The sequence below is a fragment of the Dellaglioa sp. L3N genome, assembly GCF_054941095.1.
In genome coordinates this window covers 1,000,780-1,025,859 of record NZ_CM142928.1, presented here as the reverse complement: position 1 = coordinate 1,025,859, position 25,080 = coordinate 1,000,780, and the positions used below count along the sequence as shown (strand labels likewise).

General features: G+C 33.1%; 29 protein-coding genes and 1 tRNA gene. 24 read left to right on the top strand and 6 right to left on the bottom strand.

Annotated features, from left to right (window positions below):
• Window positions 1-12: 12 nt before the first annotated feature.
• On the bottom strand, window positions 13-300 hold the full coding sequence (locus ACVPPR_RS05165) for a hypothetical protein (protein WP_462303806.1): 288 nt from the start codon (window positions 298-300) through the stop codon (window positions 13-15).
• Window positions 301-348: 48 nt separating this feature from the next.
• On the opposite strand from ACVPPR_RS05165, the gene ACVPPR_RS05160 reads away from it, so the two are divergent.
• The 9 genes from ACVPPR_RS05160 to ACVPPR_RS05120 all read left to right on the top strand — a co-directional run bounded on the left by ACVPPR_RS05160 (window position 349) and on the right by ACVPPR_RS05120 (window position 8,484).
• Window positions 349-1,050, top strand: coding sequence for a response regulator transcription factor (locus ACVPPR_RS05160; RefSeq protein ID WP_462296882.1), 702 nt, complete (start codon window positions 349-351; stop codon window positions 1,048-1,050).
• Entirely contained in the window at window positions 1,040-2,326 is a 1,287-nt protein-coding gene (locus ACVPPR_RS05155; RefSeq protein WP_462296883.1) for a sensor histidine kinase, read from the top strand. The genes ACVPPR_RS05160 and ACVPPR_RS05155 overlap by 11 nt, the downstream gene beginning before the upstream one ends.
• Before the next feature lie 19 nt (window positions 2,327-2,345).
• Complete coding sequence (gene rnz / locus ACVPPR_RS05150; RefSeq protein WP_462303805.1) at window positions 2,346-3,293, top strand: ribonuclease Z; 948 nt, start codon at window positions 2,346-2,348, stop codon at window positions 3,291-3,293.
• Window positions 3,289-4,098 (top strand): SDR family NAD(P)-dependent oxidoreductase, encoded by an 810-nt coding sequence (locus tag ACVPPR_RS05145; protein WP_462304804.1) that lies wholly within the window; start codon window positions 3,289-3,291, stop codon window positions 4,096-4,098. Before rnz ends, ACVPPR_RS05145 begins: the two co-directional genes overlap by 5 nt.
• A 12-nt stretch (window positions 4,099-4,110) precedes the next feature.
• Entirely contained in the window at window positions 4,111-4,479 is a 369-nt protein-coding gene (locus tag ACVPPR_RS05140; protein WP_462296885.1) for a LapA family protein, read from the top strand.
• 14 nt (window positions 4,480-4,493) lie between these two features.
• Window positions 4,494-6,824, top strand: a complete 2,331-nt coding sequence (gene recJ / locus ACVPPR_RS05135) for a single-stranded-DNA-specific exonuclease RecJ (RefSeq protein ID WP_462303804.1) — start codon at window positions 4,494-4,496, stop codon at window positions 6,822-6,824.
• Between the two features lie 15 nt (window positions 6,825-6,839).
• Entirely contained in the window at window positions 6,840-7,358 is a 519-nt protein-coding gene (locus tag ACVPPR_RS05130) for an adenine phosphoribosyltransferase (protein ID WP_462296887.1), read from the top strand.
• A 124-nt stretch (window positions 7,359-7,482) separates the two neighbouring features.
• The gene (locus ACVPPR_RS05125; protein WP_462303803.1) at window positions 7,483-8,346 is read left to right on the top strand and encodes a hypothetical protein; all 864 of its coding nucleotides are present in this window, start codon (window positions 7,483-7,485) and stop codon (window positions 8,344-8,346) included.
• Window positions 8,347-8,397: 51 nt separating this feature from the next.
• A tRNA-Ser gene (locus tag ACVPPR_RS05120) sits at window positions 8,398-8,484 on the top strand.
• Window positions 8,485-8,857: 373 nt separating this feature from the next.
• On the opposite strand, the gene ACVPPR_RS05115 is transcribed toward ACVPPR_RS05120, so the two are convergent.
• The 3 genes from ACVPPR_RS05115 to ACVPPR_RS05105 are packed head-to-tail and all read right to left on the bottom strand — an operon-like array spanning window position 8,858 to window position 9,521.
• Window positions 8,858-8,947, bottom strand: coding sequence for a DUF4041 domain-containing protein (locus ACVPPR_RS05115; RefSeq protein WP_462303802.1), 90 nt, complete (start codon window positions 8,945-8,947; stop codon window positions 8,858-8,860).
• 26 nt (window positions 8,948-8,973) lie between these two features.
• A complete protein-coding gene (locus ACVPPR_RS05110) occupies window positions 8,974-9,138 on the bottom strand; it encodes a hypothetical protein (protein ID WP_462296894.1) in 165 nt (54 codons plus the stop codon).
• 23 nt (window positions 9,139-9,161) lie between these two features.
• Window positions 9,162-9,521 (bottom strand): transporter, encoded by a 360-nt coding sequence (locus ACVPPR_RS05105; RefSeq protein WP_462296895.1) that lies wholly within the window; start codon window positions 9,519-9,521, stop codon window positions 9,162-9,164.
• A gap of 378 nt (window positions 9,522-9,899) precedes the next feature.
• Between ACVPPR_RS05105 and ACVPPR_RS05100 the strand changes: the two genes are divergently transcribed.
• A complete protein-coding gene (locus tag ACVPPR_RS05100) occupies window positions 9,900-11,051 on the top strand; it encodes a hydroxymethylglutaryl-CoA synthase (RefSeq protein WP_462303801.1) in 1,152 nt (383 codons plus the stop codon).
• A 138-nt stretch (window positions 11,052-11,189) separates the two neighbouring features.
• Here ACVPPR_RS05100 and lexA read toward each other — a convergent pair whose 3' ends face one another.
• A complete protein-coding gene (gene lexA, locus ACVPPR_RS05095; RefSeq protein ID WP_462296897.1) occupies window positions 11,190-11,810 on the bottom strand; it encodes a transcriptional repressor LexA in 621 nt (206 codons plus the stop codon).
• 147 nt (window positions 11,811-11,957) lie between these two features.
• On the opposite strand from lexA, the gene ACVPPR_RS05090 reads away from it, so the two are divergent.
• From ACVPPR_RS05090 to ACVPPR_RS05075, 4 genes are all read left to right on the top strand, one after another.
• The gene (locus ACVPPR_RS05090; protein ID WP_462303800.1) at window positions 11,958-12,200 is read left to right on the top strand and encodes a DUF896 domain-containing protein; all 243 of its coding nucleotides are present in this window, start codon (window positions 11,958-11,960) and stop codon (window positions 12,198-12,200) included.
• 95 nt (window positions 12,201-12,295) lie between these two features.
• The gene (locus tag ACVPPR_RS05085; RefSeq protein ID WP_462303799.1) at window positions 12,296-12,532 is read left to right on the top strand and encodes a YneF family protein; all 237 of its coding nucleotides are present in this window, start codon (window positions 12,296-12,298) and stop codon (window positions 12,530-12,532) included.
• Window positions 12,533-12,600: 68 nt separating this feature from the next.
• Complete coding sequence (locus tag ACVPPR_RS05080) at window positions 12,601-14,358, top strand: ABC transporter ATP-binding protein (RefSeq protein WP_462303798.1); 1,758 nt, start codon at window positions 12,601-12,603, stop codon at window positions 14,356-14,358.
• The gene (locus ACVPPR_RS05075) at window positions 14,351-16,138 is read left to right on the top strand and encodes an ABC transporter ATP-binding protein (protein WP_462303797.1); all 1,788 of its coding nucleotides are present in this window, start codon (window positions 14,351-14,353) and stop codon (window positions 16,136-16,138) included. The genes ACVPPR_RS05080 and ACVPPR_RS05075 overlap by 8 nt, the downstream gene beginning before the upstream one ends.
• Window positions 16,139-16,227: 89 nt before the next feature.
• Here the strand turns inward: ACVPPR_RS05075 and ACVPPR_RS05070 are convergent, their stop codons facing one another.
• Complete coding sequence (locus ACVPPR_RS05070; protein WP_462296902.1) at window positions 16,228-16,851, bottom strand: lysophospholipid acyltransferase family protein; 624 nt, start codon at window positions 16,849-16,851, stop codon at window positions 16,228-16,230.
• Window positions 16,852-16,956: 105 nt separating this feature from the next.
• Here ACVPPR_RS05070 and ACVPPR_RS05065 point away from each other — a divergent pair, with 105 nt between their 5' ends.
• The 10 genes from ACVPPR_RS05065 to ACVPPR_RS05020 all read left to right on the top strand — a co-directional run bounded on the left by ACVPPR_RS05065 (window position 16,957) and on the right by ACVPPR_RS05020 (window position 25,075).
• Window positions 16,957-17,703, top strand: coding sequence for a tRNA1(Val) (adenine(37)-N6)-methyltransferase (locus ACVPPR_RS05065; RefSeq protein ID WP_462303796.1), 747 nt, complete (start codon window positions 16,957-16,959; stop codon window positions 17,701-17,703).
• A complete protein-coding gene (locus ACVPPR_RS05060) occupies window positions 17,693-17,968 on the top strand; it encodes a GIY-YIG nuclease family protein (protein ID WP_462296904.1) in 276 nt (91 codons plus the stop codon). The genes ACVPPR_RS05065 and ACVPPR_RS05060 overlap by 11 nt, the downstream gene beginning before the upstream one ends.
• A gap of 69 nt (window positions 17,969-18,037) precedes the next feature.
• Window positions 18,038-19,030, top strand: a complete 993-nt coding sequence (locus ACVPPR_RS05055; RefSeq protein ID WP_462303795.1) for a D-2-hydroxyacid dehydrogenase — start codon at window positions 18,038-18,040, stop codon at window positions 19,028-19,030.
• A gap of 29 nt (window positions 19,031-19,059) precedes the next feature.
• Window positions 19,060-20,049, top strand: a complete 990-nt coding sequence (locus tag ACVPPR_RS05050) for a D-2-hydroxyacid dehydrogenase (protein ID WP_462303794.1) — start codon at window positions 19,060-19,062, stop codon at window positions 20,047-20,049.
• A 164-nt stretch (window positions 20,050-20,213) separates the two neighbouring features.
• Window positions 20,214-21,005 (top strand): 30S ribosomal protein S2, encoded by a 792-nt coding sequence (gene rpsB, locus ACVPPR_RS05045; RefSeq protein WP_462296907.1) that lies wholly within the window; start codon window positions 20,214-20,216, stop codon window positions 21,003-21,005.
• Between the two features lie 116 nt (window positions 21,006-21,121).
• Window positions 21,122-21,997: a translation elongation factor Ts gene (tsf, locus tag ACVPPR_RS05040; protein WP_462303793.1), complete on the top strand. Its 876-nt coding sequence runs from the start codon at window positions 21,122-21,124 to the stop codon at window positions 21,995-21,997.
• Between the two features lie 132 nt (window positions 21,998-22,129).
• Window positions 22,130-22,852: a UMP kinase gene (pyrH, locus tag ACVPPR_RS05035; protein ID WP_462296909.1), complete on the top strand. Its 723-nt coding sequence runs from the start codon at window positions 22,130-22,132 to the stop codon at window positions 22,850-22,852.
• Entirely contained in the window at window positions 22,853-23,416 is a 564-nt protein-coding gene (gene frr, locus ACVPPR_RS05030; protein ID WP_462296910.1) for a ribosome recycling factor, read from the top strand.
• Window positions 23,417-23,502: 86 nt separating this feature from the next.
• The gene (locus ACVPPR_RS05025) at window positions 23,503-24,270 is read left to right on the top strand and encodes an isoprenyl transferase (protein WP_462296911.1); all 768 of its coding nucleotides are present in this window, start codon (window positions 23,503-23,505) and stop codon (window positions 24,268-24,270) included.
• Window positions 24,271-24,280: 10 nt separating this feature from the next.
• On the top strand, window positions 24,281-25,075 hold the full coding sequence (locus ACVPPR_RS05020) for a phosphatidate cytidylyltransferase (protein WP_462296912.1): 795 nt from the start codon (window positions 24,281-24,283) through the stop codon (window positions 25,073-25,075).
• The last annotated feature ends 5 nt before the right edge of the window (window positions 25,076-25,080 follow it).

The window sequence follows — 25,080 nt, the reverse complement described above, 5'->3', positions numbered from 1 at the left end:
GTATTTTAAGTTTTAAGCTAAAAAAAGTTTATCATGGTCTATCCTGTAACCTAAAATTAAATGTGATTCTTCGTTAATGGTTCGGATAATTATTTTTTTAGGACGAGATTCTGAATCAGATTGATAAAGTAAGTCTAGAAGTAAAATTGGGTTGTTTGAGCGGGTTGCTTTTAAAATAAAAGATTCTGATGTACTAATTACTTCAGAAATAGGGTAAAATATACTATCAGTAGTGTAATATAATTTTAAATTTTTATTTAAGTCACTAGTTGCTAATTCTAAATCAATCATACGCATCATATTCACCAACCTTTAATGGATTAATAATGTTATTATGCATTTTTTTAAATGAAAATGAAAGGATATAAGATAAATATGCCAAGAGGATTAATTATTGAAGATGATAAAAATATTTCTGATAATATTGTCGAAACAACGAAAATTATGACATTAGAACAAGCTTTTGATGGCGAAGAAGGGCTATTTAAAGCGTCACAAAACATTTATGATATTATCATTTTAGATTTAATGCTTCCCAAAATATCAGGATTCGAAGTGTTAAGAAAAATTAGAGCGCTTAAAATTGATACAGCTGTGTTAATTTTGTCAGCAAAAGATAGCGCAGCTGATAAAATTGATGGATTTAACTTTGGAGCAGATGATTATCTAGCTAAACCATTTAATTTAAGCGAATTACAAATGCGAATAAGAGCGCTTTTAAAACGGACTATGAAATTTGAAGTAGATAGTGAATTAAGATATAAGGATATGGTTTTATCAGATAATAGAACTATTTTTTCTGGTAATCAAACGATAAATTTACCTGGTAAAGAGTATGAATTTTTAACGTACCTATTGGAAAATAAAAATACTATTTTAACAAAAGAGCAAATTTTTGATCGTGTGTGGGGATTTACATCAGATACGAGCATTACGGTTGTAGAAGTTTATATGAGTAATTTAAGGAAAAAGTTGAAGATGGTTGGTTATGAAAAAATGATTCGCACAATTAGAAACGTTGGCTATTTAGTTGAGTCTGATGAAAAATAAGACAAATAGAAATACAAGAACAAAATTATTTCTGGTCTACCTTCTCAGCTTTAGTTTCATTTTTGTGACACTTGGACTGATCGTGTATAATTCGTTCAATGATGCGTTAACAATTAATGTTGATACATCAATTAAAAAGCAAATTAAGCGAATAAAATATTCAAAATATGATATTATTTCAACGCTTGATGATAGTCCGCTTTTGAAACAAGCCCCAGATTTTAAAGTTTATCAAATTTTGTGGTCAAAAGATGGCGAAATAACGAATAAAAATGCAATGGGTACGAGATACCCAGTGTTTAGTAAAATTACATTTAATAAATCTGATTTAAATAAGTTTAAAACAATTAAACAAAAAAAAGGACCAACGTTTAGATCTTATTTAATGAAGATACCAGATTCGGCTGTTACAAAATGGCATAAAGCTCAATATATTCAAATTATTGAAAATATTGAAATTAATCAAAACTCATTGACCAGTTTTAGAAATATTTTATTAGTGTCATTGCTGATTTTTGGTATGTTGTCAATTGCATTGAGTTTTATGCTATCATCGATTAGTATTAAACCAATGATCAGTGCATGGAATAAGCAAAGAGAGTTTATAGATAATGCGGCGCATGAACTGAGGACACCGTTAACAATAATACAAAATAAATTAGAATATCTATTAACAAAACCTAATGCAAAAATTATTGATGAAAGTGAATCGATAGCGACTTCATTGAGTGAAATTCGTCGCTTGAATAATCTAACCAAAGATTTGTTGTTACTAGCAAATTCAGATTCTAATGCTAATGTGCTTCACTTTAAGAAGGTGCCTGCTAGGGCGTACTTTGAAGATATTATTCAGCCTTATGCGGATATTGCTTTGAGTCAAGATAAAAAATTTAATTTTCAAATAAAGATTTCAAATCAGTATATTTATCTGGATGAGGATCGAATTCATCAATTAATTGTCATATTACTTGATAATGCATTGAAATATACAGTTGCATGTAATGAAATTGCGTTTATTGTCGTTGATTCAAACAAACAATTGGTCATTCAAGTCATTAATGATGGTGAAAATATCAGTGATGCGCATAAAAAAATAATTTTCCAACGTTTTTATAGGGAAGAAAAATCTAGAAACCGTAAAACAGGTGGTAACGGATTAGGATTATCAATTGCTAAATGGATTGTCGATGAACATAAGGGTAAAATTGAAGTAATGAATAAGATACCTAAGGGTGTTATTTTTGAAGTTACATTACCAATGAAATTAAATGAATAATTAAGGACAGGTTAACAATATGGAATTAGAATTTTTAGGTACCGGAGCAGGTGCGCCTGCAAAAAATAGAAATGTGACTAGTATTGCGTTAAAATTATTAGATGAACGTAATAGTGTGTGGTTATTTGATGCGGGTGAAGCAACGCAACATCAAATTTTACAAACAACAATAAAACCTCGTAAAATCGAGAAAATCTTTATCACACATTTACATGGTGATCATATTTTTGGATTGCCAGGACTTCTGAGTAGTCGTTCATTTCAAGGTGGTAATGGACCACTGACCATTTACGGTCCTAAGGGTATTAAAAATTTTGTAAGGACTAGTTTACAAGTTTCTGAAACAAAATTGTCATATACAATTAACTTTGTAGAACTCGATAAACCTGGATTGATTTTTGAAGATGACACGTTTAAAGTTTATTTTGACTATTTAGATCATCGAATTTTAAGTGTTGGTTATCGAATCATTGAACATGATTACGCGGGTGAATTACAAATAAATAAACTTAAAGAATTGAGCGTTCCTTCTGGTCCTATCTATGGTGAACTGAAAGCAGGAAAAGTAGTCCAATTAGAAAATGGAACAAAATTGGATGGACATGATTTTTTAGGCGAAACAAAAAAAGGGCGTATTGTCGCAATATTGGGTGATACAAGGAAAACAAAAAATAGTTATACGTTAGCTAATAATGCAGATGTATTGGTGCATGAGAGTACGTTCGAAAAATCTGAATCCAGAATGGCTAGAAATTATTATCATACAACTAGTGCTCAGGCTGCGGAAATTGCAAAAAAATCAAATGTGAAACTATTGTTGTTAACACATATTTCTGCACGATACGTTGGTAAAATGGCGATTAGTCTACAAAATGAGGCAAGAAGTATCTTTAAAAATACAACGGTAGTTAGAGATTTTGATATCATAAATATACCGTTTTCTCAAAAGGAAAAAGCAGATGATTAGTCAATATAAAGAGTTAAGGGATTTACGAAATCGAATTGTTTTAATTAGTGGTGGCTCAAGTGGATTGGGTAAAGAAATGGCATATGAGGTGGCTAGAAAAGGTGCAGTAGTAATTATTTGTGCTAGGCAAATGGACAAGTTATTAGAAGTTAAAGAAACTTGCCAACGTCTATCGGGACGTCTAGCTTATGCAATGACGTGCGATGTATCTGATCCACTTCAAATTGAACAAATGGTTAAGAAAATTGAATCTTCAATTGGGCCGATTGATGTGCTTATTAATAATGCGGGATTTGGATTAATGGAAAATGTATTAACCTTTGATATGGATATTGCTGAAAAAATGTTTAGGGTGAATCTTTTGGGGTTAATGTATATGACACAAAATGTGGCGTTGCATATGGCTGATAGGAAATGTGGTGTTATTGTTAACATTGCTTCGATTGCAAGTAAAATTGCGACACCTAAATCAGCTGTTTATTCGGCAACGAAATTTGGTGTTCTGGGATATTCAAATGCATTGAGATTAGAATTAAAGCCATTAGGAATAAAAGTTATGACAGTCAATCCAGGACCAATTGCGACAAATTTCTTTAAAATTGCTGATAAAAAAGGTGATTATCTAAAAAATATTGGGTCTATAATGTTAAAACCTAACAATGTTGCCCAAATTATTGTGAAGAATATTGGAACAAATAGGCGTGAAATTAATTTACCCTATTATATGGAAATAGCTAGTTTAGGCTATACCTTGTTTCCTAAAGTGGGCGATTTTTTAGCAGGGACTATATTTAACAAAAAATAGTGGGGGAAAGTCATGAAAAAGCAGTGGCGTACAATCATTGTGCTATTAATTATGATAGTAATTGCACTTTTTTCAATTTTGAATGTAAAAGAAGTTTCAATTAATTTTTGGTTTGCTCAAGTTAGAATGCCAATGATACTGATTTTGTTATTCTCAATTTTTGCAGGAGCATTATTAATCGGTATTTTAACAACAAGTACAACAATGATGTTAAAAAAAGAAAATAAAGAATTAAGTCAGCAATTGAATGAACGTAATACCGATTTTGATGAATCAGTGGCGAATGCAACTGATAAAATTCAATCAAAAAATAGAAAAGAAGTTCAATTACTGCAGAATGAGATTAAAATGCTAAAAGCAGAAAATCAAAATCGAAAATAAAGTTGAGGTTTAATATGATTGAATCAAAGTATAATTGGAAATTATTGGATTTAGGGGACGAGACCATTCCTAATGACGTATTTGAAAATATCCAATTGGATCGCTCATTGATTTCATTATTGTGGAGTCGTGGATTTACATCTGAGAAAGCTATTACTGATTTTTTAAGTGCAGGTGCAGAAAATATACATGACCCAATGCTTATGCATGATATGGATAAAGGAATTGAGCGCATCCAACAAGCGATAGTTGAAAATCAAAAAATTACGGTCTATGGTGATTATGATGCTGATGGGTTAACTAGTACATCAATAATGTTTGAGGTACTTAGTGATATGGGTGCGGACGTGGAAACGTATATCCCTAATCGGTTCATAGACGGATATGGTCCTAATATTGATGCGTATAAAAAAATTATTGATAATGGGACAGCTTTGATCATTACTGTTGATAATGGTGTTTCTGGAAATCAGGCAATCGAGTTTGCTCAATCACAAGGTGTTGATGTTATTGTGACTGATCATCATGAATTACCAGAAGTTTTGCCTAATGCTTACGCCATTATTCATCCTAGACATCCTGAAGGTCATTATCCATTTGGTGATTTGTCAGGTGCTGGTGTGGCATTTAAAGTTGCGAGTGCGTTAACAGGTGAACTTTCTGAAGAGTTATTAGATTTAGTTGCGATTGGAACAATAGCAGATTTAGTATCGTTGACAGATGAAAATCGAGCAATTGCAAGTTTCGGGTTGAAGGTGTTACAGCAAACACTACGGCCAGGGTTAATTTCCTTAATGGAGGTTGCTAGTCTAAAACAAGAAACGGTGGATGAAAAGGATATTGGCTTTGGTATTGCCCCACGTTTGAACGCAATTGGTCGATTGGGTGATGCAAACATTGGTGTGGAACTACTAACAACCTTAGATGATGAGCGAGCAAAAGAATTAGCAACTTTTGTTCAGTCCGAAAATGTTCGTCGTCAAAAAATTGTCGCTGATATTTCGGAGTTGGCCTTACAACAAGCAGAAACTGATGTTAACCAATATAAAAAAACGTTAGTTATTTCAGGAGAAAATTGGCATGAAGGTGTTTTAGGTATTGTTGCAAGCCGTGTTGTTGAAGCTACGGGAAAGCCAACCATTGTTTTGAATCAAGATACTAGTAAGGGACAATTAAAAGGTTCCGGTCGAAGTATCCAAATGTTTCATTTGTTTAATGCAATTAATAAACATAAAGAATTAACATCACATTTTGGTGGGCATCATATGGCAGTTGGACTAACGATACCTATTGAAAATTTAGAACAATTTAGTTTGGTATTAGAAAATGAGGCAGATATTCAAAATATACAACTGAATGTTAAACCAGATAAAGTGATTACGAGCGTTTTAGACGTGGATTGGTTGACGGCAGATTTCTATAAGAATATTGAAAAACTAAAACCATTTGGTATGGGCAATGAAAAGCCTGTTTTTGAAATTAACTATAAATCAATACAAAAGGTTAAAGCAATTGGAAAAACAGGCGCTCATTTGAAATTTGAAATTGCTGGTGAAAAGGAACAAATTTCCGGAATATCATTTTCAAATGGGAAATATGTAAATGATATCCAGAATGCTTCAGATAAAATTAAAGTTATTGGTGAAATTGAAGAAAATGTTTGGCTGAATAAAACTAGTTTACAATTGATGGTTCAGGATATTAAATCTGACGGGTTAACAATTATTGATGAACGAACTGATCATATAAGCGAGAACCTGTTTCAAAATGAAGGACTATTTATTTTTTGGAATTCAAAAAATTATAAACGATTAGAACGGTTTGCATCAAATAAACAGATTTTTAAACAAGCTGATCAAATTCACAGTGCAGAAGATTTTGATAATCAAAAAACAGTTATATTTGTGGATTGCCCAATTTCTTTGGAGAAGATGTCTGCAATATTACATTTTTCGAATATTCAGAAAATAATTATGGTATTTTTAAAGACAGATAGTGCCTATTTAGACGGTATGCCCTCTAGAGAACAGTATGCGAGTCTTTATAAATTCGCGATGAGTCATAAAAATGTCGATATTAATAATCAACTAATTGTTTTATCTAATTTTTTAAAAATAAAGAAAACTTTATTAATATTCATGATTAAGGTGTTTTTAGAGTTAGAATTTGTTAAAATAAAAGATGGTTTAATGACTGGACAAAAAGTAACGAATAAAATGGATATTAAGAATACTTCTGCATATCAGCTAAGAAATGAGCGAATGTTAGCTGAAGAACAGCTAGTCTACTCGAAAGAAAATGATCTGAAAAAGTGGATACTTGCTCAAATGAATGTAGAAGATTAAAGGAGCGTTTATTAGATGGTATTAGATTTAACGAAGTATATTGCTGCAATTCCAGATTACCCAGAAAAAGGTGTTGTTTTTCGTGATATTTCACCTTTAATGGCTGATGGTGCGGCATACCGTGAAGCAACAAATAAAATTGTTGACTATGCTAAGAGTAAAAATGTTGAGATGATTGTTGGACCTGAAGCTAGGGGCTTTATTGTTGGATGTCCAGTTGCCTATGATTTGGGTATTGGATTTGCTCCAGCTAGAAAAAAAGGCAAGTTACCTCGTGAAACGGTTGAAGCTAAGTATGCTTTGGAGTATGGAGAATCTGCACTTTATATGCATAAAGATGCTGTAAAACCGGGTCAAAGAGTATTGGTTACTGATGATTTATTAGCAACTGGAGGTACGATAGCAGCAACAATTGAGTTAGTTGAAAAATTAGGTGGTATTGTTGTAGGAACTGCTTTCTTTATTGAATTAGATGATTTAAAAGGTCGTCAAAAAATAAAAGATTACGATATATTTAGTCTGATGAACTATTAGATTAGTAATTTGATAAAAGAGTGTTTCAATTATGAAATACTCTTTTTATATATTCTCTTGTGACTAAATTAAATCAGATGACTAAAATTTGAAATATATATTTATATACTAAGGGGTATTTGATATGATTGCACAAACATTTTATTTAATCATTTTAATTATTTGGATGGTTATGATTGGTTTGACTGCTTGGGAAAAGGGTCCAACTAATTTTTTGAAATATATATTTACTACTGCAAAGATTCCGAGTCAAAATAGATTCCAACGCTCTTTTTTATCATTTTTGGTTGTTCAAGAAAAAGAGCAAAAATCTTATTTTTATGCGCTAAGTTTTTTAATGTGTACAATACTTGGATTAATGTTCTGGCCGGAGTTGATAATTTTAAGATTAATAACCTTTAGTGCTGCTTCATTGCTATTTTGTTATAGTTTTTTTTCTTATTTAAAATTATTTCCTAAGCAAACAAAAATTTGGCAAATTGAGTCCTATTTATTATTGCTTATTACTACTTTTATTTTTTATTTAATTAATTATATGAATCTAATTACACCACTGACTGAAGAAACGGTTATTTTTACATTTGCATTAGGTATTATTATTATTACATTTAGTTCATTTTATTTATTGAAGTTACTTTCATATATTGTGCAAAATAATTTTGCACATACTGTTCAAGTTATTGCCGAATTTGCTTTAAATATTTTTTACGAAGGGTTGCTTGTTGGGACCTCTTTAATAGGTGTTCTGGGCGGTGAAACGAAAGTTACTGAGTTTATTGCAAAATTACCAAGTACCCATATCGGTGATCATTTGGTGGCACTTTCATACTATGGCTTAAGTGATTTCTTTGGAGATCCCATTAATACCATTCAAAATGTGCAATCATACCCAACTATTATTTTGTATATACATTTATTGAGTTTGTTATTCGGTGCAAGTTATACATGGATATTCCTTGCTAACTTGATAAGCATTGATAATAATTAAATGTGTTTTGCAATTATATTAAAAAGTTGATATACTAAACAAAGTTGTTTTGGAGAGTTGGCAGAGTGGTAATGCACCGGACTCGAAATCCGGCGAACGCTGTAATGGCGCGCGCAGGTTCAAATCCTGTACTCTCCTTAGAATAGTAAATAAGAACAAAATTAAAAAATAGGAATGCCTGTATAAAGGCATTCCTATTTTTTGTTTACTCAAAAAGGTACTAAAAAGCATTAAAAGGTTAAAAGACTTTGCACACATTTTGCACACTCTTGAATATTAGGCTTTATTTATTTTTAGATTTTCGGATTCATTTATCTTATTTAAGACATCTTCAATTTCATTATCTCCACGAATTTTATATTCATCAATTAAATATGAATAGACTTTACTTGTTGTTTCTTTTGAGAATACTCATATGTTAAATATAATTCTTGTATTTTAAGGTCGAAGTAGTCAGATAAGAGACGGGTACTAGTTACTTCATACATTTTATTATGTTTCAATACGTTTTTCAATACCGTTCTAGGTTGGAGTATGTAACTTTATTAATTGCTGATTCACATTCGTTGTTAAATCCTCGTAAAATCGTTTTGTTATTCATTTTTCTACCTTTAGCTTTACTATTATCTACAGTCCAATTACCGATACGGCTCGTTTATCTTTGATCATCATCTTCTGTTCGCGCCTGAGTTCAGTTAACTTTTCTTTGTAACCTAGAGCAGTTGCAAAGTCATAATGTGGTTCGTATATTCCAAAATCTTGCATTGCTAAATTATCTTCAAGTAATCCCAAAGTTTTTTTGAGGTTATCAATATCTATATTACCCGTTGATTAAAAGCAAAAATGGCTGAAAGTATTACTAATACTAATGCTGGTAAAACGAGTAAGCTTAAAGAAAAACCGAACATAACATACCCGATTATTCCAAGAATGTGACCAATAATTGAAATATTATTTTTGACTGATTGAATAAGACCAATAATATTTAAAGCAAGACTAATGGATATAAAGATACAGATGATAAAAAATGTAATAATGACTAGAAAACTTAAACTGCTATCATTATTTTTAAACTCGTCCACAAGAATTGAGAGCATGATAGGCCAAGAACTTGCCATTAAAATAGCACCGAAAATATTAGAAATACCTGCAATTGTATTAATTTTTAATTTCATTATATTATTCTCTTTAGTCAGCTTTTAACGTGAATCAGTCTATTGCACGTTAATTGAATGCAAGCAGCCGAAATTACACCTGTTTGAAGTATTTATACGCTCTTTTGTATATTATTAATAATAGGTAATGCATAGCGTGATTGCAATTACTTTTTGTATTTAGGACTAAAAGTATTGTGTATTACATATCGTCTTAGAAGTATTAGCACATTAAAATACAACACATTCTGTTTAGGACATAGAAAAATTCACATATCAATTAAGATGTTAATAATGAGATGATGTTATTTTTTTCTTATGAAAAATTGTCAAATCTTGCCATTAAATAGGACATCAAGTACAATAATGGCAAGATTATAAATGGAAGTTGGCTGAGTAATGAAAATTGGAATTGATCGCATTAATTTTTTTACATCGGATAAGTATGTTGACATGGCTGAATTGGCTGAGGCTAGGGATGTGGATCCTAATAAGTATTTAATCGGGATTGGTCAGTCGAAAATGGCGGTTATTCCACCAACTCAAGATGTTGTAACGATGGGTGCGAATGCTGCAGATTTATTGATAGATGATGAAAACAGAGATAAAATTGATTTTGTTATTTTTGCAACAGAATCTGGTGTTGATAATTCTAAATCGACAGCAGCCTATGTTTCTGGTTTATTAGGATTAAATCATGTAAGGGCAGTTGAAATTAAGCAAGCTTGTTATGGTGCAACGGCTGCGATTCAATTGGCAAAGGGACATGTGGCTCTTCATCCAGATAGTCAAGTACTAGTTATTGGTGCGGATATTGCAAGATATGGGTTAAATACTTCTGGAGAGCCTACACAAGGTGGTGGTGCCGTTGCAATGATGATTACGGCGGATCCAGCGCTATTAACATTAGATGCAGACAGTGGGTTTGTAACGGAAAATGTTATGGATTTTTGGCGTCCTTTAAATCATAGTGAAGCACTTGTAGATGGCAAAGAATCACAGAATGTTTATTTGGATTTTTTTAATCAAACATGGAATGAATATAAAAATAAAACTGGATTAACAATAAATGATTTTAAAGCAATACTTTATCACTTGCCATATACAAAACTTGGCATTAAAGGATTAAGAGAGGTGCTTCCAGAAGCAAGTGAAATTAAAAAAACTGAATTAACACATGAATTTGAAGCGGCTAAAAAAGATAACAATCAGGTTGGAAATTTATATACAGGATCATTATATTTAAGCTTTATTTCTTTACTTGAAAATAGTGATGATTTAGAAATCGGTGATAGAATTGGATTTTATAGTTATGGTTCTGGCGCGGTTGGTGAATTTTTTTCTGGTAAATTGGCTGCTAATTTTAAAAGTCACTTGCCTCAAACAAATTTGGAATCACGAGTTAAAGTATCTGTTGCGTTGTACGAAAAGACCTATCAAAGTCAATTAAAAAATGATGGTGCGGATATTGATTTAGATTATGCTAATGATCAAGCTAAATTTATTTTAATTGGTAGTAGCAATATGCAGAGACAATACCGAATACAATAAAAATATTAACCGATTTAACCCCTAAGTTGAGACTAACTTGGGGGTGCTTTTTATGGCTGATGAATTGAATAAAAAATAAATAAGACAATCAATTACCACTCAAAGTTGAGTAGCAGTTGATTGCCTTGTAAGCCATTATTAAAAATGACGATAGAGTCCAATTACTTTACCTAAAATAGAGACCTTATCTAAGATAATAGGTGCCATCGTATCATTTTCAGGTTGGAGTCGGAAATAATTGTCTTCTTTGAAGAATCTTTTACAGGTCGCTTCATCGAATTCATTCATAGCGATAACAATTTCGCCATTTTCAGCATTTGACTGTTTTCTGACGATGACCTGATCGCCGTTTAGAATACCAATATTAATCATACTTTCTCCACGAATTGTTAGCATGAATAGGTCATCTGAAGAATTAAAGTCAGGTGGTAAGGGGAAATAATCAGTCACTTGTTCAACTGCTAAGATAGGAACACCAGCGGTAACAGTACCTACCATTGGAATTAAATTTTCATGACTATTAACACCAATTGCATCTAAACCAAGTGGTGTAAGTTCGATGGCTCTAGGTTTAGTAGGGTCTTTAGTTAGTAATCCTTTTTTTTCAAGTCGAGCAATGTGTCCATGAACCGTGGAAGTTGAAGATAAAGAAACAGCTTCACCAATTTCTCTAACAGTTGGCGGATAGCCTTTTGTATCCACTCGTTCATGAATAAAGCGCAAGACCGCAAGTTGCTTGCTGTCAGATGCTTTTGTCATTTCGTACACCTCATCATCATTATTTATTACTTTAATAGTAGCATATGAAAGTATCTGTTGCAAACAAACGTTCGGTTAATTCAAATGATTGTTTTTTATGATATTATCGGGTATGCTTATGAGTGAAATTTTAAGGAGTGATAGTAAATGAGTCCAGAAGATTTAACACCAAGAATAAATGAATTAGCTGCAAAAAGTAAAACTGCTGAAGGATTAACAAAATCTGAAGAAGCTGAAAGAAAAGAATTACGTGAAACCTATCTGGCATTATTTAGAGAGGGTTTTAGAAGCCGGGTTGAAATGATGCAGGTTTATGATAAATCAGGTAAAGAAGTAACCCCAGATAAAGTAAAAAAAGTGCAACGTGACAAAGGCTTACGAGACGATTAGTAAAATAGTTCACACTTTAGGTAGAATTACCTTTTCTTTTATGTCAAGATTGTGTAGAATTAATGATTGAAGTGAATTGAAAGGGGTCTTGAATTATGTCAATAGGAATGACGATTTTAATCGCCGTTATTGCGTTAGCAGTTGGACTTATCGGAGGATTTTTCGGTGCTCGTAAGTATATGGAAACATATTTACAAAAGAACCCACCAATCAATGAAGATATGTTAAGAATGATGATGGTCCAAATGGGCCAAAAGCCTTCTGAAAAGAAATTACATCAAATGATGTCATCAATGAACGCACAAGCAAAAAATAGCTCACAAAAAAAATAAGTTAATATTTTATGAACAGGCAAGGGTTTTCTTTGCTTGTTTTTTTTTCACGAAAAGGGGGCACCAGAATGAATATTTTTAGAAAACTTGGATGGTTTTTTAAACAAGAAAAAAAATCATATAGTATTGCAGTATTTTTCTTGATTTTAGTGGCAATTTTCCAAATTGTGCCACCTAAGATTATTGGAAATATTGTTGATAGCATGAGCGAAAAAGAATTAACAGTAAGCAAACTTGCTATTTGGATTGGCATTCTAATTTTTGTTGCAGTGGGTCAATACTTGTTTAGGTTTGTTTGGCGAAGAAATATTTGGGGGAGTGCTGCTCGCCTTGAAAAAATTTTACGAACTAGATTATTTAGACATTTTATGCAAATGGATCAATCGTTTTTTCAACAGAATCGCACTGGCGATTTAATGGCACATGCCACAAATGATTTAACGGCTATTCAACAAGTTGCGGGTGCTGGAATATTAACCTTTGCTGATTCAATTATTACAGGTGGAACGACTATCATAGCGATGATTTTTTTAATTGATTGGCGATTAACCATTTTGGCAATTATTCCACTACCTTTGTTAGCAGTTATGGCTAGATATTTAGGTACCAAAATCCACACGGCATTTTCTACCTCACAAGCGGCATTTTCAACATTGAATAACAAAACGCAAGAGAGTGTTAGTGGCATTAAAGTTATTAAGACACTTGGACAAGAACAAGAAGACATTGCTGATTTTGAAGAAAAAGTTCAAGAAACAATCAAAATTAATAGAAGAGTTAACTTTTTAGATGCGTTATTTGATCCTATAACAAGTTTAATTATTGGGTTATCATATGTTTTTACTATTATTTTGGGTGGTTATTATGTAACTAATAATGTTATTTCAATTGGACAACTCATTTCATTTATCAGTTATATCGCGTTACTTGTTTGGCCAATGTTTGCTATTGGGCGACTATTTAATATTATCGAACGTGGTAATGCTAGTTATGATCGCGTACAAATGTTACTTAATCAAAAAAGCGGCATTATTGATAATAAAAAAGGGTTAACTAAATCACCAGCAGGACCTTTTGATTTCAGTATTCAGCATTTTAATTATCCAGATGATGATCGTGAAAGTTTACATGATGTTAGTTTTCATATTGGTTCTGGGCAAACGCTTGGGATTGTTGGTAAAACTGGTGCTGGTAAGTCAACAATTATGAAATTAATACTGCGTAAATTTGATGCATATAATGGTATTATTACGGTTAATGATTCAGATATTAAAGAATACGCATTAGATACATATCTCAAGTCAATTGGGTATGTTCCGCAAGAAAGTTTCTTATTTTCAACGTCTATTTTTGATAATATTCGATTTGCAAATATGGATTTAACAAAAGAAGAAGTTGAAAATGCTGCATTTGATGCGGATTTGGCTAGCGATATTATGGAACTACCTCAAAAGTATGAAACAGAGGTTGGTGAGCAAGGAATATCATTATCTGGTGGTCAAAAACAACGTTTAGCTATTGCTCGTGCGTTAGTTATTGATCCAGAATTGTTAATTTTAGATGATGCACTTTCTGCTGTTGATGCTAGAACGGAATCAGTTATTTTGAATAGATTAAAAAGTAAACGTCAAAATAAAACAACTATTATTTCTGCGAGTCGTATGAGTAGTGTTATGGATGCAGACGAAATTATAGTCATTGATGGTGGAACAATAGTTGAGCGAGGTAAACATGATAGCTTAATGGCATCAAAAGGTTGGTATTATCAAATGACAACTAAACAACAACTTGAAAGTAAGCTAGATGGAGGTGATTTTGATGAGTGAGCAATCTAAGTCAAGTTGGCAAAAAGAATTGAGTAGTAAGGAACAAAGAACGGTTATCAAAAGATTATTGCCCTATACAAAAGAGTTTAAAGCAGATTTTTTAATTGCTATTTTATTTGCTGCAATCTTGAGTGGCATTAATATACTTTTACCATTACTCTTACAATATTATATGGATCATTATCTGCAATCAAAATCAACACCGTTAAATATCATGTTTTTATTTGCGGGACTTTATTTCATGGGTGTTATTTTAAAAGCAGTCACACAGTTTATTCAAACGTATTTGTACTCAATGGGTGCAGAAAAAACATTGGAAAAAATTCGTGTGATTCTTTTTAAGAAAATTCATACATTAGGTATGAGATATTTTGATCAAACACCGGCTGGAGCCGTCGTTTCTAGGGTGACTAACGATACAATGACTTTAGCAGATTTTTGGACGTTATTCATGACGTTAATTGTGGGGGTGTTTTCACTTGTTTCTGCTTTTGTGGCAATGTACATTGCCAAACCACAAATTGCATTAGTGACATTGATTTTTATTCCTATTTTATTAATAACAACTTGGTATTATCAGCGTTTTAGTTCAAAAGTATATCGACAAATGCGAGAATATTTGAGTCGATTGAACACAAAATTGAACGAATCAATTGTTGGTATTAGTGTCATTCAGCAATTTCGTCAAGAGAAAAGAATTGAAAGCGAATTTGAAGACACGAATGACCTTTATTTGAAAAAAAGGTTTGAAATGATTCGGACTAATTCGTTATTATTATCACCAATTATTAGTTTATTTTATGCATTGGCAGTTGTGATTACGTTGGGATTGTTTGGTATCAATAGTCTGGATCATTTTGTTGAGGCAGGAATGGTGTATGCATTTTTGACGTATTTACAAAATTTCTTTAATCCTATGACTAATTTGATGGATTATTTGACAACATTTCAAGACGGTATTGTTGCGGGGAGTCGAATCATTAGCGTTTTAGACGATTCAACGACGGAACCACAGCAAGCACCTGAAGAAGGTGCAACCATTATGAATGGTAAAATTGAATTTAAAAATGTTACTTTTTCATATGATGATGAAAATACTGTTTTAAAAAATATTTCATTTGTAGTTCAGCCTGGTGAAACGTTGGCATTTGTGGGCCATACGGGTAGTGGTAAAAGCTCAACTATTAATGTATTGATGAGATTTTATGACTTCCAAGAAGGTCAAATTTTAATTGATGATGTGGATATTAAAAAATATTCATCTGAAGAACTTCGTAAGAAAATGGGATTGGTATTGCAAGATTCATTCTTATTTTATGGAAACGTTGCGTCTAATATTAGAATGTTTAATGAAACTGTAACTGATGAACAGATTGAAAAGGCCGCTAAATTTGTCCATGCTGATCAGTTTATTGATAAATTACCACAGAAGTACCAAACAAGAGTTGTTGAACGTGGCGCAACTTATTCTGCTGGTGAGAAACAGTTAATTTCATTTGCGAGAACAATTGTGACTAATCCTAAAATTTTAATTTTGGATGAAGCTACAGCAAACATTGATACTGAAACAGAACAACTTATCCAAGCTGGCTTGAAACAAATGAGACAAAATAGAACGACATTGGTTATTGCTCATAGATTATCTACTATTGTTGATGCCAATCAAATATTAGTTTTAGACAAAGGTGAAATTGTCGAACGAGGAACACATGACGAATTGATTGACTTAAAAGGTAAATATTTTGATATGTATCATTTGCAGAATGGTTCGGAAGATTAACTTGAATTAAACTAGTACAGAATTAGGCGTAAGCTTTCAAAAAAATAAAAATACCGCTTGGAAATCATCATGATTTTCAAGCGGTATTTTTATTTTTTATGAGGATCAACGTATTTAAAGTCAGGATTAATATCGTTATCTAGCTTTTTAAATGAACTTGTTAATTGAGTATCTATTTGTGCTTGAACCTCATCAGTTAACTTTGTTTTTTTATCTAGATAGATGGGATCGCCAAATGCAACGGTAATTCTTTTTCTACTGAAAAGCTGTTTAAAGGTTAATGGACCTTGATAAACTGCGGGAACTAAAGGGACTTTTGCCATACGAGCAATTAAGAGCGAGCCACCTTTTAATTCTTCAGAATGGCGAGTTCCTGATGGGAACATGATTAGGGACAATTCGCCTTTTTTTAAAAATTTAACAGGGATTTTAATGGTTGATGGGCCAGGATTTTCACGATCAACGGGAAAAGCATTGGCATGAATTAAGATATAGCGTAAAATTGGATTTACAAAGAGTTCTTTTTTTGCCATAAATGAAAATTTCTTAGGACTAGCGGCTAAGGCAAAGTAAATAGGGTCAAACCAAGTCCGATGCGGACCTACTAAAATATATGATCCTTCGGGAAGATTTTCTTTATTAATATAATGAGCATTTCCGTTGATTAAAAAGGTAATAATTCTTACAATAAATCGTGCAAATGAATAGAACATGTCGCAACAATCCTTTCAAATTTAAACTTTAGTATGTTAAGTATGACTAATTAAATTCAAAGTTGCAAGTTTAAGTCAAATTTATAGAAAGCGGGGTGACAATGAATGGTCTCACTCAATGAGAATGAACGGATTGATCAATTGTATTCAAATCAGATTCAAATTATTCAGAGTCCAGATGTTTTTTCTTTTTCGCTAGATGCTGTTTTGTTGGCTCATTTTGCGGAAGTTTCAAGAAAAGAGTCAGCTAGAATTGTTGATTTATGCGCTGGAAATGGTGCAGTTGGTCTCTTTATTAGTCAAAAAACAAAAGGTCAAATCTATCAAATTGAACTACAAGAGCGATTGGCGGATATGGCTAAGCGAAGTATTGAATTAAATCATCTGGAAAATCAGGTACAGGTTAAGCAATTAGATTTAATTAAAACGTTTGATTATCTAAAAAAGGATTCCGTTGACACCGTCCTTTGTAATCCGCCCTATTTTCCGAATACCCCTGAATCTTCACGGAATCCTAACCCATACTTGGCTATTGCAAGACATGAGATTACGACTGATTTAGATGAAATTTTAGAGATTACTAGTGGCCTGTTAAAAATGAAAGGAAAAACTTTTTTTGTTCATCGTCCTGATCGCTTGCCTGAAATTTTGAGTAAGATGGTTAATCATCGATTAGCGCCTAAAAGAATTCAATTTGTTCATCCGAAAGAGGATAAAGAAGCAAATATGGTTTTAATTGAAGCTATTAAAGATGGAAATGCGGCTGGAATAAGAATTATGCCGCCAATTGTTGTTTATGATAATGATAATGACTATACGCAAACTGTTCGGGAGATTGTCTATGGTAGTTGATAAACACTATTATTTCTATGTTCTATTATGTGCCGATAATACATTATATGGAGGATTCACTACGGATCCTGAAAAAAGACTTGCCACTCATAATGCAGGCAAAGGAGCCAAGTATACTAAGCTACCCAGTAGACGTCCTTTAAAGATGATTTATCAAGAAGTTTTTGCGACAAAATCAGAAGCGTTGAAGAAAGAATATGCCTTTAAACACCAACCAAGAAGTAAAAAAATCGCTTATTTAAGAGAACAATCAGTTGAAATCTGAAATAATATAAAAAAGAGATTTCAAATGATATAATTAACAGATAAATTTATATAGAGGAGTTACAATATTATGAAAATTATTGCTTATGGCATTCGAGACGATGAATTACCTTATGTTCAAGAATGGGAAAAGAATAATCACATTGAAATAAAGACTGTATCTGAATTATTAGATGAAGAAACGGTCGAATTAGCGACAAATTACGATGTAATAGTTGCTTATCAACAAAAGGATTATACAGCTGGGTTGATTAAAAAAATACATGACTTGGCTATCAATTACTTGTCAATTCGTAATACTGGTGTTGATAATGTTGATGGGGATGCCGTTAACAAGTACGGTTTAATCGTGACAAATGTGCCATCATATTCACCAAGTGCAGTCGCGGAACTTTCTGTTGCTAAATTACTTGAATTATTTAGGAAGACCCCACAGTTTAATCATAAAATGCAAAATAATGATTTTACCTGGGAGCCCGATATTTCTAAGGAAATTCGTACGCAAACGATTGGTGTAATTGGAACAGGAAGAATTGGACAAACGGCTATTCGAATTTTTAAAGCTTTTGGTGCAAAAATAATTGGGTATGATATTTATCAAAATCCTGCTTTAAAAGAAGAAGGGATTTATGTTGATTCTTTAGATGAGTTATACGCAAAATCAACGGTGATCACCATTCATAGTCCAGCAACTGAAGATAATTATCATTTGTTAGATGATGCTGCCTTTAATAAAATGCAAAACGGTGTGCATATTTTGAATATGGCTAGAGGAACGTTAATTGATACGGATGCTTTGATAAGAGCATTGGATTCAGGAAAAGTGGCGGGAGCTGCTTTAGATACACTTGAAAATGAAACTGATTATTTCAATGAAAAATTAACGACGTCGCAAGTGAATGGAACTTTTAAAAACTTATTACAACGTGAAAATGTTTTGATAACGCCACATACTGCGTTTTACACGGAACCTGCCGTTAGAAATATGGTAATTGGTGCGCTAGATGCAAGTAAAGATTTAATAGAGACAGGTCATTCAGATAAAGAAGTGACGTTCAAATAAACTGATTTAGAAAATGGAGGATTCAGCTGATGAAATTAATCGCATTTGGTATGAGAAAAGATGAAGTCGGATTTGGTAAGCAATGGGCCGCTGATAATCAGGTTGAGGTCGAAATTACTGAAGCGTTATTGACCACTGAAACGGTTCAACAAGCAAACGGATTTGACGGTATTATTGCTTTACAAACAATTCCTTATGATGAAAACTTATTTTCCGAAATGCAGAAAATGGGGATTAAGATTCTTTCTGTTCGAAATGTTGGCGTTGATAATATTGATTTAGTTGCTGCTAAAAAATACGGTATTACGGTGACAAATGTGCCAGCTTATTCGCCTAACGCGATTGCTGAATTTTCCGTGACGCAATTGATGCAGCTTTTAAGAAGGACGCCTGAATTCAATTTGAAGCGTCAAAATCAGGATTATCGCTGGGCCCCTAATATTTCAAGAGAGTTGAGAAGCTTGACAGTTGGTGTAATTGGGACTGGTCGTATTGGCCGAGTTGCAATGGCTATTTATAAGGGTTTTGGTGCAAAGGTAATTGCGTATGACGTCTATCCTAATGCTGAATTAAAAAAGACGGGTGTCTATGTTGATACGCTAGATGAATTATTTAAACAAGCAGACGTTATTACACTGCATACACCAGCGACAAAAGAGAATGAACATATGCTTAACCATGACTCTTTTGCAAAAATGAAACAAGGCGTTTTGATTGTGAATACAGCTCGAGGAACGCTGATTAATACTGAAGATTTGATTGAAGCATTGAAATCGGGTCAAGTTGGTGGGGCAGCATTGGATACTTATGAATTTGAGAATCCAATTTTTAATCACAATTTAGACGGCTTAGACATTGAGGATCCATTGTTCAATGAACTGTTGAGCATGATAAACGTTATTTTAACGCCACATATTGCTTTTTATACTGAAACGGCCGTTAAAAACATGGTTGAAATTGCTTTGAATAGTGCACAGCAATTTCTGACAACAGGAACTGCGGATACTGAAGTTAAATAATTTAAATTAAGACTTGCGTTCTAATTTGAGATTTTGTATACTTAAAGACGATATTAAAACATCAATTCACACCTTGTGGGATGTGACTGAGGGTGCTCGGGAGAGTCTTAGCACAGTTGAACACTTGGGAGGAAAATAAAACTTTTACTCGGAGGCACTACATCATGGCTGTTATTAGTATGAAACAATTGCTCGAAGCCGGTGTTCATTTTGGACATCAAACACGTCGCTGGAATCCAAAGATGAAACCATACATCTTTACTGAAAGAAATGGTATTTATATCATTGATTTGCAAAAAACAGTTAAATTAGTTGATGCTGCTTACGCATCAATGAAAAAAGCTGCTGAAGATGATGGCGTTATTCTTTTCGTTGGGACAAAGAAACAAGCACAAGATGCTATCGAAGAAGAAGCAACACGTGCAGGTCAATACTTTGTTAACCATCGTTGGTTAGGTGGAACTTTAACTAACTGGAACACAATCCAAAAACGTATCAAACGTCTTAAAGAAATTAAAAAAATGTCCGAAGATGGCACATTTGATGTTCTTCCTAAAAAAGAAGTTTCTTTATTAATCAAACGTAGAGATCGTCTTGAAAAATTCTTGGGTGGTATTGAAGATATGCCTCGTATCCCCGATGTATTATTCATTGTTGATCCTCGTAAAGAACGTATCGCTGTTAAGGAAGCTCAAAAATTGAACATCCCTATCATCGCTATGGTTGATACAAATAGTGATCCTGATGAAATTGATGTTAAAATTCCTTCAAATGATGATGCAATTCGTGCCGTACGTTTGATTACTGCAAAAATGGCTGATGCTATTATTGAAACTAATCAAGGTAAAGAAGAAGTGAACGAAGCTTCTTTCAAAAAAGCTGACGAAAAAGTAGATTCAATCGAAGATATTGTTGAAGCTGTTGAAGGCGGAAACAATAAAAAAGATGCTGAATAGTAAATAAATTAGGCTGTCTCAAAATTAGGTACTGTAATGGCCCTTTCTTTTGAGGCAGTTTTTTTAGATATTAAGAGATTAAATAAAATAAATGATGTAATAAGGAGGCCATACAAATGGCAAACATTTCTGCTTCTCAAGTTAAAGAATTACGTGATACAACTGGTGTTGGTATGATGGACGCAAAAAAAGCACTCGTTGAAGTTGACGGGGATATGCAAAAAGCAATTGATTTTCTTCGTGAAAAAGGTATGGCTAAAGCTGCTAAAAAGAGTGACCGTGTTGCAGCTGAAGGTTTATCTGATGTTCAATTTTCTGGTAACTTCGCAGCTATCATTGAAGTTAACGCAGAAACTGATTTCGTTGCTCAAAATGAACAATTCAAAACACTTGTTAAATTAATTGCTACTAAGATTGCTGAAGAACATCCTGAAGATGTTGAAGAAGCACTTACAATTAAAACAGAACGTGGCACAATCAGTGATGATATCATTGAAGCAACACAAGTTATTGGTGAAAAAATTACGTTACGTCGTTTTGAACTAATTGAAAAAGCTGATAATGAGAGCTTTGGCTCATACTCACATATGGGTGGTTCAATTTCAACACTTGTTGTCGTAACGGATGCTGATGAATCAACTGCTAAAGACGTTGCTATGCACGTTGCAGCTATCAATCCTAAGTATGTATCTCGCGAACAAGTACCTGCTGAAGAATTGGCACATGAAAAAGATGTTCTTTCTAAAGAAGCTGCTAACGAAGGTAAACCAGCTAACATTATTGAAAAAATGGTTGAAGGCCGTTTAAACAAATATTTAGCTGAGATTAGTTTGGATGATCAAGATTTTGTTAAAGATCCTGATATGACAGTTGCTAAGTATGTTGCTTCAAAGGGTGGAAAAGTTAAATCATTTATCCGTTATGAAGTTGGAGAAGGTCTTGAAAAGAAAGAAAATAACTTTGTTGATGAAGTTATGGGTCAAATTAAATAATTCTTTCAATTTAAAAGTTTGTGCTTAACGGCACAAACTTTTTTTATAAATTTATTTTGACATAAATTGAATTATTAATTGTGTTTAAGATATGGTAAAATAAAGGTAAATAGATTGTAGGAGGAACAGTGAATGTCAGATGTTAAGTATCGACGCGTCATGTTGAAGTTAAGTGGCGAAGCGTTAGCCGGAGAACAAGGATTCGGTATTAATCCACCTGTAATTCGAAAAGTTGCTGAAGAATTAAAAGAAGTTCAAGAAATGGGTGTTGAAGTTGCCATCGTTGTTGGTGGTGGTAATATGTGGCGAGGCGAGGCTGGTGCCGCAATGGGTATGGAACGTGCTCAGGCAGATTACATAGGCATGTTAGGGACAGTTATGAATGCATTGGCATTACAAGATAATCTTGAATCTGTGGGTGTGCCTACTCGTGTTCAAACGGCTATCGAAATGCGTCAAATTGCTGAACCTTATATTCGTCGTAAAGCTGTTCGTCATCTTGAAAAAGGGCGTATTGTCATTTTTGCTGCTGGGACAGGGTCACCTTACTTTTCAACGGATACAACATCAGCATTAAGAGCTGCAGAAATCAATGCGGATGTTATTTTAATGGCAAAAAATGGTGTAGATGGTGTTTATTCAGCTGATCCTCAAAAAGATGAATCAGCAACAAAATTTGAAGAATTAACACATTTAGATATTATTAATAAGAACTTGCAAGTTATGGATACAACTGCAAGTACATTATCAATGGATAATGATATTCCATTGGTTGTCTTTAACTTAAATGAACCAGGAAATATAAAAAAAGTTGTTCTTGGCGAAGCCATTGGAACAACCGTTAGGGGAAAATAAATGAAAATTACAGAACCTATTTTAATTGACGCTCAGGATAAAATGTCAAAAGCAGAAGTTTCACTTCAAAAAAATCTTGGTAATATTCGAGCTGGTCGTGCCAATGCTAGCTTGTTGAATAACGTCATGGTTGATTATTACGGTGCACCAACACCAATTAATCAAGTATCGCAAATCTCAGTTCCCGAAGCACGTGTTCTTTTAATTACACCATTCGATAAAAGCGCGTTGAAGGATATTGAACATGGCTTATTAGTTGCTGATTTAGGAATTAGTCCTTCAAATGATGGATCAGCAATTCGTTTAGTTATTCCTCAATTGACAGAAGAACGTCGTAAAGAATTAGCTAAGGATGTTAAAGCTGAAGCTGAAAATGCTAAAGTTATTATCCGTAATATCAGACGTGACGCAGTTGATGCCTTGAAAAAAGCTGAAAAAAATGGCGATTTAACTGAAGATGATTTACGAGATTTAGAAAAACAAGCTCAAGATGTAACGAATGCATCAATTAAAAATATTGATGGTATTCAAGCAGATAAAGAAAAAGAAATTTTAGCAGTTTAAATAAATAGGTTTATTTTAAGACAGGCATCGTTTTGTGCCTGTTTTTTTGCTACAATAGAAGGTGCAACTATTCTTGGAGGTACAATATGGGCTTTAGTCTTAAAAAAAATAAAATTAATGAAATAATACAACTTGATCCAGATAGAATTCCTAATCACGTTGCTATCATAATGGATGGCAACGGACGCTGGGCTAAAAAACGTCATTTACCCAGAATTGCGGGGCATAAGACAGGAATGGATACTGTTAAAACAATTACAATGGCCGCAAGTGATTTAGGCGTTAAAGTGTTGACACTTTATGCATTTTCTACTGAAAATTGGAAACGTCCTGAGACAGAGGTTAATTACTTAATGAGTTTACCAGGTACTTTTTTTGATAAATTTGTACCTGAATTAATTGAAAAAAATGTCAAAGTAAATGTAATTGGGTATATTGATCAATTACCAAATGAAACTCAAATTGCCGTTCAAAATGCGGTTGAAGATACCAAAAATAGTACAGGAATGGTTCTCAACTTTGCACTAAATTATGGTGGACGTGCAGAAATTGTAACGGCTATGCAAAAAATTGCAGCGGATGCAGTTGAAGGTAAGCTTAATGCAGCAGACATCACAGATGCAACAATTGATCAATACTTGATGACTGCTAATTTGGCACCTTATAATGACCCGGAATTATTAATCAGAACGAGTGGTGAAGAAAGAATTTCTAATTTCTTATTATGGCAAATTGCCTATAGTGAATTGGTTTTTACTGACACATTATGGCCTGATTTTTCTGAGGCGTCATTAAAAAAAGCAATATTAGATTATCAAAAAAGAGATCGTCGCTTCGGTGGCATAAAAGAATAGGAGAATTTTCATGAGACAGCGTGTAATTACAGCAATCGTAGCACTGTGTATTTTTATCCCATTGATTATTATTGGAGGATTACCAATGCAGATATTTACCCTAATTTTAGGGTGTATCGGTATTTCAGAAGTATTTGTGATGAAGAAAAAATTATTAGTATCACCTGAGGCAACCCTTGGTCTTTTAATGACATTAACGGTGATTGCACCGGATAAGTGGTTTTCATTTTTACCAGGTCATATTTCATCTGTAAATGTATTCTATTTTCTTGTCACACTTCTGTTGATGTATATGGTTGCTTCAAAAAATCGTTTTTCATTTGATGATGCGGGTGTTTTTGTTTTAAGCGCTTTATACGTTGGAATGGGATTTCATTATTTTATTGCCGCAAGAGGTAATAACTTTAGTGGGTTAATGACGTTAGCCTATATCTTAATTGTTATTTGGACAACAGATACAGGTGCTTACTCGTTTGGCCGTAAATTTGGTAAAAATAAATTAGCACCACATATTAGTCCCAATAAAACATGGGAAGGCTCAATTGGCGGAACGCTCATGGCAACATTATTAGGAAGTGTTTTTGTCTACTTTTTCCCACAAAATCATTCATTTCCAATGATGATTATAATTACGTTGATCCTTTCAGTATTTGGACAATGTGGTGATTTAGTTGAATCTGCCTTTAAACGTTTTTATGGCGTTAAGGATTCTGGCAGAATTTTACCTGGACATGGCGGTATTTTAGATCGATTTGATAGTTTAATTTTTGTTTGGCCAATTATGCATTTATTTGGTTTAATGTAATAAAT

Excerpts from the sequence above, each read along its gene's own strand:
- ACVPPR_RS05155 (WP_462296883.1), top strand. The coding sequence starts at position 1,040 with ATGAAAAATAAGACAAATAGAAATACAAGAACAAAATTATTTCTGGTC.
- ACVPPR_RS05090 (WP_462303800.1), top strand. The coding sequence starts at position 11,958 with ATGAGTCCAGAAGATTTAACACCAAGAATAAATGAATTAGCTGCAAAA.
- ACVPPR_RS05060 (WP_462296904.1), top strand. The coding sequence starts at position 17,693 with ATGGTAGTTGATAAACACTATTATTTCTATGTTCTATTATGTGCCGAT.
- rnz (WP_462303805.1), top strand. The coding sequence starts at position 2,346 with ATGGAATTAGAATTTTTAGGTACCGGAGCAGGTGCGCCTGCAAAAAAT.
- ACVPPR_RS05165 (WP_462303806.1), bottom strand. The coding sequence starts at position 300 with ATGATGCGTATGATTGATTTAGAATTAGCAACTAGTGACTTAAATAAA.
- ACVPPR_RS05070 (WP_462296902.1), bottom strand. The coding sequence starts at position 16,851 with ATGTTCTATTCATTTGCACGATTTATTGTAAGAATTATTACCTTTTTA.
- ACVPPR_RS05065 (WP_462303796.1), top strand. The coding sequence starts at position 16,957 with ATGGTCTCACTCAATGAGAATGAACGGATTGATCAATTGTATTCAAAT.
- ACVPPR_RS05125 (WP_462303803.1), top strand. The coding sequence starts at position 7,483 with ATGATTGCACAAACATTTTATTTAATCATTTTAATTATTTGGATGGTT.
- frr (WP_462296910.1), top strand. The coding sequence starts at position 22,853 with ATGAAAATTACAGAACCTATTTTAATTGACGCTCAGGATAAAATGTCA.
- ACVPPR_RS05075 (WP_462303797.1), top strand. The coding sequence starts at position 14,351 with ATGAGTGAGCAATCTAAGTCAAGTTGGCAAAAAGAATTGAGTAGTAAG.
- ACVPPR_RS05055 (WP_462303795.1), top strand. The coding sequence starts at position 18,038 with ATGAAAATTATTGCTTATGGCATTCGAGACGATGAATTACCTTATGTT.
- recJ (WP_462303804.1), top strand. The coding sequence starts at position 4,494 with ATGATTGAATCAAAGTATAATTGGAAATTATTGGATTTAGGGGACGAG.
- ACVPPR_RS05140 (WP_462296885.1), top strand. The coding sequence starts at position 4,111 with ATGAAAAAGCAGTGGCGTACAATCATTGTGCTATTAATTATGATAGTA.
- ACVPPR_RS05160 (WP_462296882.1), top strand. The coding sequence starts at position 349 with ATGAAAATGAAAGGATATAAGATAAATATGCCAAGAGGATTAATTATT.
- ACVPPR_RS05085 (WP_462303799.1), top strand. The coding sequence starts at position 12,296 with ATGTCAATAGGAATGACGATTTTAATCGCCGTTATTGCGTTAGCAGTT.
- ACVPPR_RS05080 (WP_462303798.1), top strand. The coding sequence starts at position 12,601 with ATGAATATTTTTAGAAAACTTGGATGGTTTTTTAAACAAGAAAAAAAA.
- ACVPPR_RS05020 (WP_462296912.1), top strand. The coding sequence starts at position 24,281 with ATGAGACAGCGTGTAATTACAGCAATCGTAGCACTGTGTATTTTTATC.
- pyrH (WP_462296909.1), top strand. The coding sequence starts at position 22,130 with ATGTCAGATGTTAAGTATCGACGCGTCATGTTGAAGTTAAGTGGCGAA.
- ACVPPR_RS05115 (WP_462303802.1), bottom strand. The coding sequence starts at position 8,947 with ATGAATAACAAAACGATTTTACGAGGATTTAACAACGAATGTGAATCA.
- ACVPPR_RS05050 (WP_462303794.1), top strand. The coding sequence starts at position 19,060 with ATGAAATTAATCGCATTTGGTATGAGAAAAGATGAAGTCGGATTTGGT.
- ACVPPR_RS05105 (WP_462296895.1), bottom strand. The coding sequence starts at position 9,521 with ATGAAATTAAAAATTAATACAATTGCAGGTATTTCTAATATTTTCGGT.
- tsf (WP_462303793.1), top strand. The coding sequence starts at position 21,122 with ATGGCAAACATTTCTGCTTCTCAAGTTAAAGAATTACGTGATACAACT.
- rpsB (WP_462296907.1), top strand. The coding sequence starts at position 20,214 with ATGGCTGTTATTAGTATGAAACAATTGCTCGAAGCCGGTGTTCATTTT.
- lexA (WP_462296897.1), bottom strand. The coding sequence starts at position 11,810 with ATGACAAAAGCATCTGACAGCAAGCAACTTGCGGTCTTGCGCTTTATT.
- ACVPPR_RS05025 (WP_462296911.1), top strand. The coding sequence starts at position 23,503 with ATGGGCTTTAGTCTTAAAAAAAATAAAATTAATGAAATAATACAACTT.
- ACVPPR_RS05100 (WP_462303801.1), top strand. The coding sequence starts at position 9,900 with ATGAAAATTGGAATTGATCGCATTAATTTTTTTACATCGGATAAGTAT.
- ACVPPR_RS05130 (WP_462296887.1), top strand. The coding sequence starts at position 6,840 with ATGGTATTAGATTTAACGAAGTATATTGCTGCAATTCCAGATTACCCA.